Below are 17596 nucleotides of genomic sequence, written 5' to 3'. Positions count from 1 at the left end.
GATGTTGCTGACTCGCTGAGCGGAAAACCAGTGTCGCACAGGCAAGAGCGCCCCCTGCAGGGGGCGCTTTTTATTGACGGCTCGTTCGCGTCAACCGGGCGCGCGCAAGTGCCGCGCCAGGTCGGCCAGCCGGTAAGGCTTGCCGACAAAGTCGAACTCGTGCAAGTCCGCCGGATCGCCCTGCATGGCCTGCTGCGGATAGCCGGAAGCGATGATGATCTTGACCCGCGGCCAGCGCTCGCGCACCGTGCGCGCCAGCTCCAGCCCGGTCATCCCGTTCGGCATCATCAGGTCGGTGAACAGCACATCCACGCCTACGTCCACGCCGTGCTGCTCCAGCATGCGCAGCGCGCTCACGCCATCCGGCGCGGTCTGCACCTGGTAGCCCATCGTTTCAAACAGGTCGCAGGCAACCGCCATCACCAGCTGGTCGTCTTCGACGATCAGCACGCGCTCGGCATGCCCCTGCTTTTCCGCCTCCTCCCCGCCCGCATTCTCGTGGGCCGGCAGGAACAGGCTGATCGTGGTGCCCTTGCCCAGTTCGGTGCGGATCTGGACTTCGCCGCCGGACTGGGTAATGAATCCGTACACTTGCGACAGACCCAGGCCGGTGCCCTTGCCGACCGGCTTGGTGGTGAAGAAGGGTTCGAAGGCGCGCTGCACCACATCCGGCGTCATGCCGGTGCCGCTGTCGCGCACCGTCACCCGCACGTATTCGCCGGCCGGCAGCGTGCCCACCTCGTTCTCGCGCAGGCGCACGTTGCGGGTTTCCAGCGCCAGCGTGCCACCGCCCGGCATCGCATCGCGCGCGTTGACGACGAGGTTCAGCAGCGTGGCCTCGAAGCGTGCTTCGTCGACTTCGATGCAGGCCAGCCGCGGTGCCAGGTCGAACACGAACGATACCTGCGGCCCGCTGGCGCGGCGCAGCACCTGCTCGAAGCTGCCGATCAGCGCATTGGCCTGGTGCAGCGCGGTGGAGAGCGGCTGCTGGCGCGCGAACGACAGCAATTGCTGCGTCAGCAGCGCGCCGCGGTCGATCGCCCGGCGCATGCTGTCCAGCACCCGCAGCGTGATCGCGCCCGGGTTCTGGGCATGCAGGATGTCGACCCCGGACGACAGCACGGCCAGCAGGTTATTGAAATCGTGCGCGACGCCGCCGGTGAGCTGGCCGATCGCTTCCATCTTCTGCGCCTGGAACAGCGCATTGCGGGTCTGCTCCAGCGATTCGGCCGTGGCGCGCTGCTCGGTCACGTCGCGCGTGATCTTGGCGAAACCGATCAGCGTGCCATGCTCGTCATGGATCGCATCCAGCACGGCATGGGCGAAGAAACGGGTGCCGTCGCGGCGCACGCGCCAGCCTTCGCTTTCGAAGCGGCCTTCCCGCGCCGCCGTTTCCAGGGCCCGCTGCGGCACGCCGGCGGCGCGGTCCTCGTCGGTGAAGAAGCGGCTGAAATGGCTGCCCAGCACCTCTTCCTGGGTATAACCCTTGATGCGCTCGGCGCCCACGTTCCAGTTGGTGATCTCACCCTGCGGCGACAGCATGTAGATCGCGTAGTCCGTCACGCCCTGCACGAGCAGGCGGAAGTGCTGCTCGCTCTGCCGCAGCGCTTCCTGCGCGGCGCGGCGGTCGGTGATGTCGCGCGTGATCTTGGCGAAGCCGACCAGCACGCCGTCGGCATTGCGGATCGGGTCGATGACGACGCTGGCCCAGAAGCGCGTGCCATCGTTGCGCACGCGCCAGCCTTCGCCTTCGAAGCGGCCTTCATGGCGCGCCGCGTTCAGCGCCCGTTCGGGCAGGCCGACGGCACGGTCTTCTTCCGTATAGAAACGGGAGAAGTGCTGCCCCATGATTTCATGCGCCTTGTAGCCTTTGAAACGCTCGGCGCCGGCGTTCCAGCTGCTGACATACCCTTCCGAATCCAGCATGTAGATCGCGTAATCGCTGATGCTGGCCACCAGCAGTTCGTAGCGCTGCTGGAAATCGGGCAGCGCCGGCTTTGTGGGCGAAGGTGCGGGCGCAGGCACGGGCAGCGACGAACTGCTGGCGGAGTTTTCGCTCATCGTGTCTTTCGCTGACGTTATTGTCCCGGGATTGTAACGCCAACCGTGCGAGCGCACCGGACGCCTGCGCGTAGCATCGGGCTGTTCAGGACAGGCCGCAAGGACAGGGACTTCCATGTTGCAATTGACCAACATCAGCCGGCGCATCGTGCTGCTGCTGTCGTTCTCGGGCGCCGCTGGTGCGGCCGCGTTCCAGCCTCCTTCCCCGCCCTCCTCCCCGCCCGCAGCGCCGTCCGCGGGCCAGCCGGTACCCAGCGTTGCCGTGAAGGCGACCCGCGATCCGGTCGACAAGTCCTACCGCCGCATGCTTCGCGGCATGGACCGCTTCGCGCGCGAGGCGCCGGCACTGGCCCCGGGCGCCACGCTGCGCTTTCGCCTGCTGCCACGGCTGCCCGAGACGCGCATGGAAGGCATCGAGCTGAAGGTGGTCGGCGATACGCTGGGCATTCCGGTGCCGGTGAGCGCGGACAACGGCTTTACCCTGGAACGCGATGAGCGGGCCTGGCGCGAGGATGCGGCGCTGGTGGCGAACCGCCGCACGGCCAGCATGACCTGGCGTGCGGACGTGCGCAGCCCGGGCGTGCCGGAAGGCATGCGGCGGCTGGGCGACCTGCGCCTGGAATGCCGGGTCGGTATGGAAGCGGGACTGGTGTCGAACAACGCCCACCTGTTCGCGTGGCTGGGCGACCTGCTGGCGAACCCGGACAAGGTGTGCGACGACCCGGACGGCCGCTACCTGTTCTTCACGGAGCGCCCCGTGTTCGCGGTGACGCTGCATGCGCATGGCAGCGCCACGCCGGCACCGCTGCGCTTCCTGTATACCGGCGGGCACGTGCGGGCGCCGGACCTGCCGTACTGCGATTGCCAGGTACTGCTCGAGCGCAGCTACCATGCGCCGATCTGGGACCGCGCCTGGCCGGACGATACGCTGCTGTCGTTCGAATACATGGACGATCCGCCACCGCCCGGCGCCCTCGCCGTCCCCGGCGTGGCATCGGGCCAGCCGCGAGAACAGGTAAGCGCGCTGCTGGGGCCAGGCACGGCGATCGCCTTCCGCGACGGCCGCGAAGCGTGGCTGTACCCGCGCACGGACGACCGCCGTTCCGCCGGCAAGCCGGAATACCTCGTGCTGTTCGACGCCGGCGGCCGCGTCGTGAAGAGCCGCATGCGTCCGCCGCCCTGAGCCGCCCCGAGTCGCCATCCGCCCCCCGTCAAGACCGGCGCAGGTCGTCCACCACGGGCACGATCGCCAGCGCCACCAGCATCATCGCCAGCGGCACCGTGGCGGCATAGCCGAGCCGCGTGAAACCCACCGCCCCGGCGATCCCGCCGACGAAGAAGCACAGCGCCAGCATGGCGAGCAGCCGCAGGCGCACCCGGTTGGCCGCCACGGGGGCCGCCGCGCCATCGCGGTTCGGATACAGCGCCTTGCCCAGTTCGATACCGATATCGGTCATCACCCCGGTGATGTGCGTGGTGCGGATTTCCGCGTTCGACAGCTTGGTGACCACGGCGTTCTGCAAGCCCATCATGAAGCACAGCAGCGTGACGGTGGCGGGCACGATCAGCACCTCGATGGAGGCCAGCCACGTACCCAGCACGCCGAACGACAGCAGCAGCAACGCTTCGAGCAGCAGCGGCAGCGCATACACGCTGTGCAGCGCGCGCCGGCGGGCATAGTTGACGATCAGCGCGCAGCAGGCGGCACCGGCCACGAACGACACCAGCGCGCCCAGGCCGGCGGCGGCGAGGCCGAGGGCCCCGCCGGCGACATCGTCCGCCATCGCCGACACGATGCCCGTCATGTGCGACGTGTACTGGTGCACGGCGATGTAGCCGCCGGCATTGGCGGCGCCGGCCACGAACGCGAGCACCATGCCGAGCTGGCGGTTGCCGCCGGCTTCGCGCTGGCGGCCCGTCAGGCGGCGGGCATAATTGATGGGCATCCGGGCTCCCCGGGCAAAAGGCCAAAGTACACCCGCGCCCGGCAGAGGGTCAATAGTCGAGATGCGTGGTTGAAAGGCGCGGCCGAACGGGGCGGAAACGGCGCCCGCACGGGGGGCTAGGCAAAGCCGCAACAGGGCTGCTATAATTGCGCGCCTTGGCCTGGTAGCTCAGTTGGTAGAGCAGAGGATTGAAAATCCTTGTGTCGGTGGTTCGATTCCGCCCCGGGCCACCAAGAATTCAGCAGTACGATCGAAACGCCGACCCTCGCAGGTTGGCGTTTTTGTTTTTGCAGCGCTGACTTCCTGCCGCCAGCCGATATTCCGTTGCCGAGACGGGGATGTCGGCACGCGTGAGAATGTGAGAGTTTCTTAATGCATTGAAACAATTAAAATGCCCTCTCTTACACATGTCTGGACCATATGAAATTCTCCGCATCACGCTTCAGCTTCCTGGTCACGACGTTGACACTATCTGTGCTGGCTGCCTGCGGGGGCGGCAGCGACGGCGGAGGCAATGGGTCAGTTGCACCACAGCCCCCGCCTCCTCCGCAACCGGCACCTCCTCCGCAACCCGCACCGCCTCCGCAACCGGCACCAACCATATCCAGCATCACCCCCGCCACCGCCATCCTGACCCGGCCCACCGATTTCGAGGTAACAGGCACCGACCTGAGGGACGGCATGCACTTCCAGCTGCCGGGATGCCTTGCCCCCATTGAAGCTGCCGGGGGCAGCCAGACACGGCGGGTATTCAGCTGTACGCCGTCGGGCGTGGCCGGTGAACATGCGCTGCAACTATACGTCTCGGCCAGCGCCACTTCCAGCCTGATCAGCACAACCGTGAACTATCTGACGCCCGTGGCGAAAGTTGGCGAGGTCAATCGCAAGCTGGCCGTGCTGAAAGAGGATGGCAGCCTGTGGGTATGGGAAAACGATTGGGAGAAAAGCACGGCCGACAATGTCGTGACGATCAATACGCGGTTGGGATCGAATTTCACCGACATTGAAGCCGGCACCATGTTCGGGCTGGCCATCAGCACCGACGGCGGTCTGTGGGCCTGGGGCTACAACACCGGCGGCGTGTTTGCCGAAGGTCCGCAAGCGGGCAGTGCCACGCCAGTCCAGATCGGCAATGGCTATGCAAGCGTCGCGGTCAAGGGCGCAAATACCATCGCGGGCGAGCGCGTTGTGGGGCTCAAGCGTGACGGCAGCTTGTGGGCCTGGGGCGCACGCTCGAGCCCTGTGCCTGAATCCATGGCTATGCAGATCGTTCCCCATCAGTTCGGTTCCGGATTCAGCGATCTCGCCACCGGTGCCACCGGCCAATCGATGGCGCTGAAACCGGATGGCAGCCTGTGGTCGTGGAACGAGAATCTGTCGCCCACCCCGTTCATCCCGAAAAAAACCGGCGACGGCTACCAGGCGGTGGCCAGTGCCTACGAGGCCACTTACGGCATCAAGAAAAATGGCGAGCTATGGGCCTGGGGCCGCAACGCTCCCAAGCGTGACCAGGCAGCAAGCGACGATACGCCGGTACTGGTGGGACAGGGCTATGCCGCGCTGTCGCCCGGCTCGACCTACGTGATGGCACTACAAGCGGATGGCACCCTGTGGGGCTTCGGCAGCAATTCCGAAGGCCAGTTCGGTGACGGGACGACCAGGGGTGGCGGCCCGGTACTGTCGGCGACCGGGGTGCGCAAGGTCTGGGCGGGCGACTCCTGCACCGTCATCGAGAAGCGCGATGGCACGCTGTGGGCAACGCCATATTGCACGCTCGGGACAATGACCGGCAACCTGCCGCCATACGGCTTCCACCGCTTGCCGCAGTACTAGGACATCCAGCCACATTCGGCTCCGGTATCGCGTTGAGATGGGCGGGAAGGCCCCGTTCGCCGTCCATCTACGCCTTGTCTCGAGCCGGTCTCATTCAAGTTCCAGTCAGCGGCCCGCGATCGCACAGCAGCGTGCAGCCACCAGTTTTTTTGCAAAGCAAATCCCGTCATGAAACGATCTTTCGCGTTCGCCAGCTGCGTGCCGCTGGCCGCAATGCTCATCACCGCCGGTTGCGGCGGTGGGTCCTCGTCCCCGGCCTCGTCCGCACCCGGCGCCAGCCCTGATGGCACAGTCAGCCCTATTGCCACGTTCAGCCTCGGTGGCACAGTCACGGGGCTCAATAGCGGTGGAAAACTGACGCTGCAAGATAAAGGCGGCGCCACGCTGGAACTGGCCGGCAATGGCGCGTTCAGTTTTGCAAACAAGCTGCCATCGGGGAGCAGCTACGCGGTCAGCATCGGCAGCATGCCGACAGGCCAGCGCTGTGAAATCAGCCAGGGCAGCGGCACGATCTCCAGCGCGGCCGTTACCAGCATCGCCGTCACGTGCAAGACAGCTTACGCGTACGTGGTCAGCGTCGAATGGGTATCGGCGCTGTCGACGTATCAATACTCGGTGTCGCAATATACCTTTGGTGCTAACGGCCAGATGCGCGCCAGCGGCGCGCCCGCTGTACCGATCTCGTCCCAGCGCATCTCGCTCACCATCGACAGCAAGGCCGCCAATGCCTTCATCAGCATGGGCAGCGCAAACGCCGTGCGCGTCCACACGATAGGGGCGGCAGGCGAACTGTCGTCACAGCCAATGGCCACCGTACGCAGTGGCGATACCACGGAGGGCACCAGGCTGTCGCCGGACGGCAGGTTCCTGTACTCCTTCAATTCGTGGGACGGCAGCATTTATCGCTATCCGCTGGAGGCGGACGGAGGTCTTGCCGCGCTCACGACAGGCACGCAGGTTGCGAGTGTCCATTCGGTGTATGGCATGGCCATCGATTCCAGCGGCAAATACGCCTATGCGAGCGACGGCTATTCGAGCAGGGTGTACCAGTTCTCCATCTCGGACGACGGGCGCCTGGTGCCGGCGGCGACCGCCAGCGTCGCTGCCGGCAGCACGCCGACCGATATCGTGCTGGACCCAGGCGGCAAATTTGCCTACACCGTCAATAGCTACGGTGGCAGCATCAGCCAGTACGAGATCGGCGCCGACGGCATGCTGACGCCCATGGACCCGGCCAATGTCGCGATCGCAGGGCGCGGCATGTTCATGGCGATCACCCCCAACGGCAAATACGCCTACGCCAACGGCGGTCACAATACCATCGAGCAGTTCGCCATCGGGGCGAATGGCCGGCTGGCCTCCCTGTCCCCTGCCCGCGTCGCGGCCCCCGACGATTACTCCATGCAGATGGCATTCGACGCAACCGGCGCCTATGCCTATGTTCCCAACAACATCAAAAGCACGGTAACCCAATATGCGGTGGGCGCCGACGGCCAGTTGACCGAGGTCGGCAACATCGCGACGCCGGGGCAACCGGGACAGATCATCCTGTTCCATCGGTGACTGGCGCCTCGGCAATCCTTGTGCCGATGGTTCGATTCTCCCGGGGTTACCAGGATCGGGCAGCGAAAGCGAAACGCCAACCTCCTCCAGGCTGGCGTTTTTCGATGACGCTATTGCGGGCACTGGCGGCAGGTGGCGCGGCACGCCTTCTGCTCTCGACGAGGATTCCTGGTGAATCGCGACCCTACCAGAACAGATCGTCGTTCCGTTGCGGCCCCGGATTAGGCAGGTGCTTCAGCCAGGCTTTCAAAGCGTTGACGTCACCCAGCGACTGCAGATCGGCGTCGATGGCCTCGATTTTCGCGCGCAGGTCGGCGATATCGCTGTCGAGCATGCGCACGATGCCGGCCGGCGTCAGCTCGCTGAACATATCCACGTCCAGCTCCATGCTGCGGTTGCCTCGTCACCGGCTACGTCGATCCCGAGCTCCTCGAGCTCCTCGCTCAATACCTTGTTGAATTGCCTGATGCGTTCGTCGCCCGGGCTTGCCAGGCCGCCCTCGGCGATCCGCTCGGCTGTGCATGAGGATAACGCGTGCGGCATGGTAACCCGGCAAACATCAGATCGGCCGTTTACCGGCCGGCATCGCGCATCGCGCAGGTACCGCTGGCGCCGCCTGCTGGAGCTCGACTACACTCTGCCATCGATGGAAATCCATCACCCGAACCTTCCTGCCGCCATGAACGTCGAAGAGCTGAGAACATTTTGCCGGGAATTCGATGGCGTGACCGAAACGCTTTACGGCGAACCGGGCAACGTCCTTACCTATTATGTCGGCGGCAAGAAGTTCGCCTACTTCAAGACGAGCGAGCCCGAGAAATGGCGGTTCAGCATGCGTGTCTCGCCCGACCGTTTTGTCGAGCTGACCGGCGTGCCCGGGGTGAAGCCGGCGCGCTACATGGGGCGTTTTCACTGGATCACCATCGTCAAGGTCGAGCAGTTTCCTGCCGGGTATCTGGCCGAGCTGGTCGAATGGTCATATGGCAAGGCACGGCACAAGCGCTGACTTCTTTCCGGGCCATCGCATTGCGATGCGCTCGTGCCCTGCCCGCGCTGCCCGGCGTGGATGAAAAATGACGAGATGGTCCGGCAGCTGCACTGTTGCGAACAGTGTTTCGCCTGCTTTGTTGAAATCGGGGCTATGCTGGCATAGTGCGCGCCACGGCGCCACCGGCCGCGCGAAATAGCCGCCGCGTCAATGGCGCTACCGCTCGCCACAGTCGCGGCAATCGGCGCTGCCTGGGCATCGCCCAGGTCGGGCGCGATTTTTTTCATCAAAGAAAATGGCAACGCAATGAATACATCATTGCATCTTTATAGCGAAGGCATCCCGTGACGCCGGATAGCGATATCGCACACTGGCGCAGCGAGATCATCTCCCGCATGATCGCCATCGTGCTCGTGCTGGGCATCATCACGGCCGTGCCCAGCATCGTGCTGGCCGTGCGCAATGACATGTGGCCGATGATCGCCGTCGATATCGTCGCGCTGGCCTGGCTGGGCGCGCTCTGGCGCATGCGGCGGCTGTCCTACCGGGCGCGCGTGGTGAACTTCATCGCGATCGTGTTCTTTGCCTCGATCGGCCTGATGATCAATGTGGGATACGTGGCGCAGGTCTTCCTGATGGCGCCATCGGTGTTCGCTGTCGTGCTGCTGGGCATGCGCCCGGCGCTGGTGGCGGTGGCCGGCAGCGGCCTCGTGATCCTGACACTCGGCCTGACCGGACTGGCACGGCCGGAGCTTGCCGGTTTTCCACCGGAAGGCTTCGTGGCGACGATCCTGGCCACGCTGAACTTCCTGTTCATCGGCAGCATGATCACCCTGTGCTGCGGAACGCTGCTGCAGAAGGTGACGAAGTCGCTGGCCGACCTGCAACAGTTCGCGGGATCGCTCGAGGAGGGCAAGAATGCCCTGCACGCGGCAAACGCGGAACTGCGGCTCACCGCCGCCGCCGTGGCCCAGCTCAACGACAGGGTCATCATCGCCCGCGCGAGTACCGACCCGTCCCGGCCCCAGCCCATCATCTTCGCCAACGATGCCTTCTTGCGCGGCACCGGTTTCACGCGCGAAGAAGTACTCGGCCGCAGCATGACGATGTTTTCCGGACCGGAAACCGATCCCGTGGAGGCGGCGCGCATCGCCAGCCACATGGCACGCGGCGAAGGCCTGTCGAGCGAACTGCAGATCCATGCGAAGTCCGGCGCGGCCCATTGGGTCGAGCTGGACATCTCGCCATTCCGGGACGAAACCGGCGCGCACACGCACTGGGTGATCGTCGGCCGCGACATCAGCGAGCGCAAGAAAGCCGCCAACGCGATTCACCAGCTGGCCTATTACGATGTGCTGACCGGCTTGCCGAACCGGCGGCGCCTCATGGAACAGCTCAACGCCCGGCTGGCGCAGGCCGGCAGTGCCCACGGCGCACTGCTGTTCATCGACCTCGATCATTTCAAGTACGTGAACGACGCGCGCGGCCACGCCACCGGGGACGACCTTCTCCGCAATACCGCCCAGGTCATTTCCAGCCTGGTGCGCGGCGACGACATGGCGGCGCGCCTGGGCGGCGACGAGTTCGTGGTGCTGCTGACCGGCATCGCCGGCGACGACGCCGCCGTGGCCGCAGCGGCGACGGCCCGCGCGCAGGCGATCGGCATGGCGCTCGCCCGCGAGGTCGCCATCGACAGCCAGCACTACAGCACGTCGGCCAGCATCGGCATCGCGCTGCTGCGCCCCGGCCAGAGCGCCGACGACCTGCTGCGCGAAGCCGATACGGCGATGTACCGTGCCAAGGCCAACGGCCGCAATGGCGTGGCCCTGTTCGAGTCGACCATGCGCGCCGAGATGGAAGAGCGGCTGACGCTCGAACGCGACCTGGCGAACGGCTTCCGGCGCGGCGAGCTGTCGATGCACCTGCAGCTGCAGTTCGATGCCGACGCCCGCCCGGCCGGCGCCGAACTGCTGATGCGCTGGCGCCGCGCCGACGGCCGCATGGTGCCGCCGGATGTCTTCATCCCGCTCGCGGAAACCACCGGCCTGATCGTCCAGCTCGGCGAATGGGCGCTGCGCCAGGCTTGCCTGGCATGGCAGCAACTGGCGGCGCTGGGCCATGCGATGCCGCTGTCGGTCAATGTCAGCCCCACGCAATTCCGGCAGGCCGACTTCGTCGCCACGGTGCAGCGCCAGCTGGCGGAAACGGGCATGCCGCCGGACCAGCTGATCCTGGAAGTCACGGAGGGCATCGTCGTCGGCGACCGCGACGGAACGATCGCTCGCATGCAGGAACTCGCCGGCATGGGCGTGCGCTTCTCCATCGACGATTTCGGCACCGGCTACTCGAACCTGGCCTACCTGAAGCGCATGCCGCTGTACGAACTGAAGATCGACAAGAGCTTCATCCACGAAACGCCGGGCGATGCGGACGGCACGGCCATCGTGCGCTCGATCCTGGCGATGGCCGCGCAGCTGCGCCTGCGCGTGGTGGCCGAAGGCGTGGAATCGCAGGAGCAGGCACGCTATCTCACCGCCAACGGCGCACCGCACATGCAGGGCTTCCTGTTCGCCCGGCCGAAGCCGCTGGCCGACGTGCTGGCCGAGCTGGCGCGGCTTGGCGAAGCGGTGCCGGACGAGGCGGGGCGGTGAACGGGCGCCGCCCCCCACGGCAACCTCCTCAGGCCGCGCGCAGGATGCTGAACTGCGCGAATGCTGCCGCAGGCAGTGCTTTTTCAAGCTCCCACTGGATATTCATGGGGCGAGTTCCGTGGGCGCTTTTCAGCGTTACGGGACCGCACGCGAGGTAGGCACTTTCCTTGTCAGTGCGGACAAACAGCTGGAACTGCCAGCCGTTGCGCTGTGCACCAACGCTCTGCAGGTATCGCTGCCCGCTCGCACTTTCCGGGCTACAGCTATTCTGGGACTGCCAATGAAACAGCTCGTGGCTGAGGGCATAGTCATGATAGGAAATGGCATCGTGAAAGCCGCTACGCTTGTCGAGCGTGACGAACAGCAGTTCGGTCTTGCGGTCGTGGAGGCGCAGCACGCCTTCACCAAAACGCGGCCGCTTCTCCGCAGTCAAATAACCAACTGCCGTGAGGATTTCGTTGATCCGATAATGCGCGTGCAGGCAGAGCGGCACGGTTTCCATTCCAGGAATCGGCGTTCCGTGCGGGAGTGCGTTCGCCTCCAGCACCTGGGCGAGTTCGCCTAGTTCGCTTAAACAGTGGAGGTTCTGCTGGAGACGGGCCAGGAAATCACGCCAACTGCCGACACGATCGGCAGTGCCGTCGACCTGATAGGCAAGCATCTGCATTCGCAGCGCACTGAGGGGCGTCTCCAATAGTTTTTCCGGGCATGGCCGCGCGAGCGCCTGCATCAACGCGATGTGCTCAGGGTCATCGATATGCAACAGCGCACTGAAACGGCGGCCAAAGTATTCTTCCTCCGGACCTTCTGGCCCTGCAAGCAGATCTGCCGCTCGCTGCAGCGCCGTCCAGCCACTCCGGCCGGTGCTGCGGTAGACCTCACCCGCGCTTAGTGCTTGCTCATGCAAGAAACGAGGCAGGCTGATTTGATGACGACCATGCAGGCCGGCATACGCCTGCAGCTCGCTGACAAGGCGACGCCAGTTGTGGTTGATGAGGGCACGCAGACTGGCCAGCACCTGGTCGCGCGTCCGCTTCTGCAGTTGCAAATGGCACCCTGCTGGCAGCCTGCTGAAACCATGCTCCACGCCGTCCAGCAACTCGCGCCGGCTCATGCCAGTCAGCTGGCCGAGCAAGTGATCGAATCTGAACTCCTTCCGGTGTTGCCCGACGAAGTCGAGCACCAGGCAGCTCTCCTTGCCCTTGAAGAGCCGCAATCCCCGGCCGATCTGCTGCAGGAAAAGCACTGGACTTTGCGTTGGCCGCAACAGCAGCAAGGTATCGACCATCGGCAGGTCGACGCCTTCGTTGTAAAGGTCGACCGTCACCAGAACGCACACATCGCCCTTTGCCAGCTTGCCCGGCGCCGCCTCGCGTTCTTCGCGGCTCGATTGCCCGGTCACGCACATCGCTGGCAGGCCAGCACGATTGAACTGCTCTGTCATGAACATGGCATGATCCACGCTCACGCAGAAAGCAATAGCCCGACTTTTCCCGGGATCGGCGCACAGCCGGCGCCACTCATTCATGATCAGCCGGGCGCGAAAATCGTTACCAGTCAATAGATTGTTCAGCGCCTTCTTCTCATCGGCCCGGTTCCACGGGACGTCGCGCAGGTCGGTATCGTCATCGCAGGCGAAATACTCGAATGGCGCCAGCAGTTGCAAGTCCAGCGCGTGCCACAAGCGCATTTCCACCGCAGGGCTGCCGTCCGGACGGCAGTCGAAATAATGAAGGATGGGCTTCCCGTCACTGCGCTCAGGAGTCGCCGTCAGGCCTAGCAAGATCATTGGCTTGATGCGCATCGCTACCGCGTCGAAGCTGGCCGCCGCCATACGGTGACATTCGTCGAACACCACCGTGTGCCAGTAGTCCGCGCCATATCGGCTGATCAGATCCTGCGAATGCAGGCTATCAATCGTTACAAACAGGTGATCCGGGTTGTCCAGGTTGATGCCGCCCGCCAGTTGCTGACCAAAGCTGGGGTCCCTGAGCACTTCGCGATAGGTGCGGATTGCCTGCTGCAATATCTCGACCCGGTGCGCGATGAACAACAGGCGTGGCCTGCCGCCCGCTTGCGCGCACGTACGCTGATAATCGAATGCCGCGACCACGGTTTTCCCGGTGCCGGTGGCTGCCACCACCAGATTGCGCTGGCGGCCATGCTCTCGCTCTGCTTGCAACTGCTCCAGCATCTCGCGCTGGTAATTCTTCGGCTGCAAATCGAAAAAGCTCAAGACGTGCGGCGCAGTGAAATCCTTGTCGTAGCCACGCTCGCGCGCGATCGCCTGGTCGAGCGCGGCACGATGACCTTCGTTGTCGGGGTGGTAGGCAACGAATTCGCTATCGTGCCAAAGCGTTTCGAAATGCGCGCGAGCCTGCGTGTACATCTCGCCCTGGCCACGCTCGGTAAATTTGGCGGTCCACTCCAGCCCTCCGGCCATGGCGGCCTGGGTAAGGTTGGCGCTACCGACGTACACGGTGCCAAAGCCGCTGTCGCGCTCGAAAATCCATGCCTTGGCATGCAAGCGGGTGCGTCGCCCATCCAGCGATACTCGCACTTCGCAACCGGGCAGGCGCGCCAGTTCATCCAGCGCCTGCGCTTCCGTCGCGCCGATGTAGGTCGTTGTCAGTACTCGCAGGCGCGTCATGGACTGCCCGTTACCGCCGACAGCGGTAATGCTCTGCAAAATGTCGCGGATCTTGCGGATCCCCGAAACCGTAATGAAACTCATCAGGATATCGACACGATCACTGCTGCTCAGTTCGTGCCGCAATTCATTCAGCAGCGATGGCGACGTTTTGGATGCCGCGAATAGCCACGGTGCCGCAACACCCGTCTCCGGCAACGCAGGCGCTGGTCTCTGCCGATGAACCGATGTCAGGCGCCGCGCGGGACTGCTCAACAATCGCACAGTGTCGGCATGGTCGCCGTCCGGGTAGCGTTGGTTCAGTTGCTGGCGCAGGCTGACCAGTACCGCGTTGATGAGTTCCAGTTGCGCGTCGACTCGTGATCGCCGAACGTCGACCTCCTCGTCATCGGCATGCTCAGCTGGCAAGTCCAGCAGAATTTTTCCGATCTGCTCGGACAAAGCATCGACCAGCTTTTGCGGTGCTGCCTGTTCGCCGAGATCACCCAGCGTCAAATGGTCGGCACGATGCTGCGCGATTTGTTTCGATAGCTCATCGGTGAGCAATTGGTCGTAGAGACCGTCGGGCAGCAAGTTGGCCATCGCGCAGACTTCAGCAGGAAAGACAAAAGTATATCCTGCGCAAGAATTTCCTTATGGAATTCCAATGCCTCATTCAGCAAGTCTCCAGCACACTCCCCTCACCGCGTAAAGAGCGAGAAATCCGGCAGCGTCACCGCCCCGCTACCGCCGATCTGCATGATGCTCGCGTTGCCGCCATCGAACACCGGCCAGTCGGGCAAGCCCTTGCCGTCCGGTTTCCCGGTGCGGGCGAAGCTCACCCACGTGTCGGCCAGCCGCGCGGCCAGTTGCCGGTCCGCCGCGGTCCATGCGCGCGCATCCAGGTGAAGGTTGTCGAACACGTACTGGATTTCCGCGCCGTGCCCTGCCCCGCAGCCGTAGCCGCACGGCGTGGCCGGTTCGGCGGGCCGGTGGGCGAAGTAGTAGGCATACGATGGCGACCGGCCGTGCTTCGCCTGCAACGCCGACCAGTGCACCATGCGCCAACCCCACCAGTCATTGGTGAGCTGGTCGATCGATGCCTTCGCCTGCGCATCGTTGGCGCCGGGATAGGCGGCCAGCAGTGCCGCGGAAGGAGCATGGCCCAGCAGGCTGGCCACCAGGCCGCGATGGCTGGCCGCGGTGAATTTGTCCGTGCCGAGGATTTCCGGCGCCAGGTCCTTGCCCTCCTCCGCGTTCCAGCCCACCAGCAGGGGAACGTCGTTCTGGCGGCGATGGCGGTAGGTGGTGGTCAGGTCTTCGCGCAGCAGGTGTCCGTCGACGAAGGTGCGCGGCAGCCAGGAGGGCTTTTGCAGGGCCTCGGCGCTCATGGCGCGCAAGCCTGCCATGCGTTCGGCGCCAGCGGCCTTGGCGAACGCAAGACCCTTGGCTTCGGCGGCAGCCTTGCTGGCGAAGCGGTGGTGTTCGCCGGCATCCATCGGCAAGCCATCGTTGCCGCTCTGCGCAATGGCCCGCTGGAACAGCCCTTTCGCCAGCGGCGATGCGACGAGGATCGCCACCGACTCGCCGCCCGCCGATTCCCCCATGATCGTCACGCGGTCCGGATCGCCGCCGAAGGCCGCGATGTTGTCCTTCACCCAGCGCAAGGCGGCGACCTGGTCGAGGATGCCCTGGTTGCCGGACGCCTGGTCCGGCGACTCCGCCGTCAGTTCAGGGTGGGAAAAGAAACCAAAGATGCCGAGGCGGTAGTTGACCGTAACGACGACCGCGCCGCGCCTGGCCAGGTTGCTGCCGTCGTACAGCGGCTGCGCGGCGGTACCGCCGTAGAAGCCGCCGCCATGCAGCCAGACGAGTACCGGCAGCTTCTCCGCCCGGTCGGGCGCGAAGACGTTCAGGTAAAGGCAGTCTTCACTCTTGGGATGCGTGATCCATTCGGCGGTCTGGGAGCAGGCCGCCGAAAAGCTGCGTGCCTGCCTGACGCCCTGCCATGGCACGACCGGTTGCGGTGCGCGCCAGCGCAAGTTGCCGACGGGTGGCGCCGCGAAGGGAATGCCCAGCCAGGACTTGATGGCGCCGGCTTGCGAGCCGGCGATCGCGCCGCCGGTGACTTGCACCGTTCCCGCCGGCTGGGCGGCATGCCCGGCGGTGCAGCAAAGGATGGCCAGGCAGCCGATGGCCGGCCGGATCGCACGAAATCGCATCAAGTCATTCCTCCAGGTGTGCCGCGCACGCGGGCGCGCGGCGGTGAGGAATGCTAACCCGGCTTATCTCTTGACAATAGTACAAAATCGGCGAGTTGCGATGTCGATTTTGCCGGATATGCCAACGGCGGCTTAACGCTCGCCGGCATCGACTGCCTGCAGCGCCAGCATCGCCATCGCATACGCGCCCTCGTACGACCTGGCGGCAGCGATGAAGCGGCCGTTGTGGCAGAACGTGGCATCCGCCACGCCGGTGACCGCGGCCAGTTCCGCATCGCGCAGGCCCGCCCATGGTGCCGGCAGGTCGGCGCGGGCCGCGAAACTCTCGGGGCTGACCGGGATGGTGTGCAGCATGTAGCGGTTTTCGGCAATGCTGTGGCTGAGCACGAACAGCACCTTCGGCATTTCCTTGCGGACCACCTGGGTCCATGGCAGCGCGCTGTTGCGCAGGAACAGCAGCCGGCCATCGGCCAGCACTTCGGCATCGCGTACCTGCTCCACCGCCAGCAAGGCGCCGACGCGGTACTTGACGGCGTTGACCAGGATATCCGTCAACAGGGCCATGGCGCGCCGGAACTGATCGAGCCGGTAGACATCGGCCGCGCCGTCGTAGCCCAGCCTTTGCTCGTCGAGCCAGTTGGGATTGAAGCCGGAAATCACCGCCGACAGGCCATAACCGCCCGGCGCGTTCTTGGCGGCGCCGACATCGGACAGGTCGAGGTATTGCACGATGTCGGCATCGATGGCGTAGGCGATCTCGCGCGCCGTATCGTTAGGCAGCTGCTGGCCGGTGTGCAGGTCGGCCAGCACGCTTACACAGCGGGCGCCGTATTCGCGCCATACCAGGCCCGCACTGGCATACGGCACGCCGGTCTGCCGGGCGCCATCGAAACCTTTCTGGTGATGGTCGAAGCGGCCGGCGGCCGGGTTCCAGATGCCGCCGACGTCGACCGCGAAATCGGCCGCCTCGATGACGGCCGGGTCGCGCGTGCGGACCAGTTCAGCGTCCGGGAACAGGACGAACAGGACGGCGGCGGCCCACGCGTCGTCCGCGTGGAATTTGCCGTTGTGGGTGACGATCACCATGAAAACTCTCCGGTAGCGTAGCCGCGCGATTGCGGCCTTCATGGTGATGATACCGGGTCGGCTCCCTTGCCCGTGCCGGGCAAGGGCAGGCGTGCCGTGTCTTATTTCCCGGCAACCTTCAGCTGGTCCACGTCCAGCTTGGATTCGCCGATCATTTCCTTGTCGAACTCGCCGACCAGTTCCACCTCGGTCGTGTGATCGACCTTCACGCCCGCAGGGAACAGCTTGTCGTCGATCTCCACGGTGATCTTGCCGCTGGCATCGGCGAACTCATATTCCTCGTCGCCCTTATGGCTCAGCAGCTTGCCCTTCAGGCGCACCTGCTGGTCGTCCTTGCCGTTGGCCAGCAAGTCCTTCGCGCTCATCAGCGGAACGCTCGACGGGCCGGAGTAGCCACCCGGCGCGGCCTTGGCGGCTGCCGCCGGAGCCGCCGCGGCCGGAGCTGCGGACGGGCCGGTGTAGCCGCCAGTCTGGGCGATGGCGACGGCCGAAACGGCCAGCACGGCGGTGATGCAGGAAAGTTGGATGAAGCGTTTCATGGTAAATCCTCCGATGTAGGTTGCCTGGTATCCGCCACTTGCGGCGGGCATGGACGCATTACACCGGCCGGACATGAA

At 64.9% G+C, this 17596-nt stretch carries 12 protein-coding genes and 1 tRNA gene; 6 read left to right on the top strand and 7 right to left on the bottom strand.

Annotated elements, in window-relative coordinates; genetic code table 11:
* Window positions 1–90: 90 nt before the first annotated feature.
* Window positions 91–2061: a PAS domain-containing sensor histidine kinase gene (locus OU994_RS05035; RefSeq protein ID WP_281609874.1), complete on the bottom strand. Its 1971-nt coding sequence runs from the start codon at window positions 2059–2061 to the stop codon at window positions 91–93.
* Window positions 2062–2176: 115 nt separating this feature from the next.
* On the opposite strand from OU994_RS05035, the gene OU994_RS05030 reads away from it, so the two are divergent.
* Window positions 2177–3244 carry a hypothetical protein gene (locus OU994_RS05030; protein WP_281609873.1) on the top strand — a complete coding sequence of 356 codons (1068 nt, stop codon included), beginning with the start codon at window positions 2177–2179 and terminating at the stop codon, window positions 3242–3244.
* Window positions 3245–3272: 28 nt separating this feature from the next.
* Here OU994_RS05030 and OU994_RS05025 read toward each other — a convergent pair whose 3' ends face one another.
* A complete protein-coding gene (locus OU994_RS05025) occupies window positions 3273–4007 on the bottom strand; it encodes a YoaK family protein (protein ID WP_281609872.1) in 735 nt (244 codons plus the stop codon).
* 157 nt (window positions 4008–4164) lie between these two features.
* Here OU994_RS05025 and OU994_RS05020 point away from each other — a divergent pair.
* The 3 genes from OU994_RS05020 to OU994_RS05010 all read left to right on the top strand — a co-directional run bounded on the left by OU994_RS05020 (window position 4165) and on the right by OU994_RS05010 (window position 7403).
* Window positions 4165–4240 (top strand) — tRNA-Phe (locus tag OU994_RS05020).
* A 448-nt stretch (window positions 4241–4688) separates the two neighbouring features.
* Window positions 4689–5840, top strand: coding sequence for a hypothetical protein (locus OU994_RS05015; RefSeq protein ID WP_281609871.1), 1152 nt, complete (start codon window positions 4689–4691; stop codon window positions 5838–5840).
* A 168-nt stretch (window positions 5841–6008) separates the two neighbouring features.
* A complete protein-coding gene (locus OU994_RS05010) occupies window positions 6009–7403 on the top strand; it encodes a beta-propeller fold lactonase family protein (protein WP_281609870.1) in 1395 nt (464 codons plus the stop codon).
* 184 nt (window positions 7404–7587) lie between these two features.
* On the opposite strand, the gene OU994_RS05005 is transcribed toward OU994_RS05010, so the two are convergent.
* A complete protein-coding gene (locus tag OU994_RS05005; protein WP_281609869.1) occupies window positions 7588–7791 on the bottom strand; it encodes a hypothetical protein in 204 nt (67 codons plus the stop codon).
* A 78-nt stretch (window positions 7792–7869) separates the two neighbouring features.
* Here OU994_RS05005 and OU994_RS05000 point away from each other — a divergent pair, with 78 nt between their 5' ends.
* Entirely contained in the window at window positions 7870–8409 is a 540-nt protein-coding gene (locus OU994_RS05000; protein WP_281609868.1) for an MmcQ/YjbR family DNA-binding protein, read from the top strand.
* A 326-nt stretch (window positions 8410–8735) separates the two neighbouring features.
* On the top strand, window positions 8736–11042 hold the full coding sequence (locus OU994_RS04995; RefSeq protein ID WP_281609867.1) for a bifunctional diguanylate cyclase/phosphodiesterase: 2307 nt from the start codon (window positions 8736–8738) through the stop codon (window positions 11040–11042).
* A 28-nt stretch (window positions 11043–11070) separates the two neighbouring features.
* On the opposite strand, the gene OU994_RS04990 is transcribed toward OU994_RS04995, so the two are convergent.
* The 4 genes from OU994_RS04990 to OU994_RS04975 all read right to left on the bottom strand — a co-directional run bounded on the left by OU994_RS04990 (window position 11071) and on the right by OU994_RS04975 (window position 17518).
* Window positions 11071–14274 (bottom strand): DUF3427 domain-containing protein, encoded by a 3204-nt coding sequence (locus OU994_RS04990; RefSeq protein WP_281609866.1) that lies wholly within the window; start codon window positions 14272–14274, stop codon window positions 11071–11073.
* 98 nt (window positions 14275–14372) lie between these two features.
* Window positions 14373–15893, bottom strand: a complete 1521-nt coding sequence (locus tag OU994_RS04985; protein WP_281611582.1) for a carboxylesterase/lipase family protein — start codon at window positions 15891–15893, stop codon at window positions 14373–14375.
* 132 nt (window positions 15894–16025) lie between these two features.
* On the bottom strand, window positions 16026–16979 hold the full coding sequence (locus tag OU994_RS04980; RefSeq protein ID WP_281609865.1) for an MYG1 family protein: 954 nt from the start codon (window positions 16977–16979) through the stop codon (window positions 16026–16028).
* 101 nt (window positions 16980–17080) lie between these two features.
* Window positions 17081–17518 (bottom strand): YgiW/YdeI family stress tolerance OB fold protein, encoded by a 438-nt coding sequence (locus OU994_RS04975; RefSeq protein WP_281609864.1) that lies wholly within the window; start codon window positions 17516–17518, stop codon window positions 17081–17083.
* Window positions 17519–17596 lie beyond the last annotated feature (78 nt).

The organism is Pseudoduganella sp. SL102 (genome assembly GCF_027856995.1).
Lineage (GTDB): Bacteria > Pseudomonadota > Gammaproteobacteria > Burkholderiales > Burkholderiaceae_D > Rugamonas > Rugamonas albidiflava.
This window is presented reverse-complemented; position numbering and strand designations above follow the sequence as displayed.

Coding starts and splice junctions, on each gene's coding strand:
- OU994_RS05035 (WP_281609874.1), bottom strand. CDS start 2,061: ATGAGCGAAAACTCCGCCAGCAGTTCGTCGCTGCCCGTGCCTGCGCCC.
- OU994_RS05030 (WP_281609873.1), top strand. CDS start 2,177: ATGTTGCAATTGACCAACATCAGCCGGCGCATCGTGCTGCTGCTGTCG.
- OU994_RS05025 (WP_281609872.1), bottom strand. CDS start 4,007: ATGCCCATCAATTATGCCCGCCGCCTGACGGGCCGCCAGCGCGAAGCC.
- OU994_RS05015 (WP_281609871.1), top strand. CDS start 4,689: ATGCACTTCCAGCTGCCGGGATGCCTTGCCCCCATTGAAGCTGCCGGG.
- OU994_RS05010 (WP_281609870.1), top strand. CDS start 6,009: ATGAAACGATCTTTCGCGTTCGCCAGCTGCGTGCCGCTGGCCGCAATG.
- OU994_RS05005 (WP_281609869.1), bottom strand. CDS start 7,791: ATGGAGCTGGACGTGGATATGTTCAGCGAGCTGACGCCGGCCGGCATC.
- OU994_RS05000 (WP_281609868.1), top strand. CDS start 7,870: ATGCGTTCGTCGCCCGGGCTTGCCAGGCCGCCCTCGGCGATCCGCTCG.
- OU994_RS04990 (WP_281609866.1), bottom strand. CDS start 14,274: ATGGCCAACTTGCTGCCCGACGGTCTCTACGACCAATTGCTCACCGAT.
- OU994_RS04985 (WP_281611582.1), bottom strand. CDS start 15,893: ATGCGATTTCGTGCGATCCGGCCGGCCATCGGCTGCCTGGCCATCCTT.
- OU994_RS04980 (WP_281609865.1), bottom strand. CDS start 16,979: ATGGTGATCGTCACCCACAACGGCAAATTCCACGCGGACGACGCGTGG.
- OU994_RS04975 (WP_281609864.1), bottom strand. CDS start 17,518: ATGAAACGCTTCATCCAACTTTCCTGCATCACCGCCGTGCTGGCCGTT.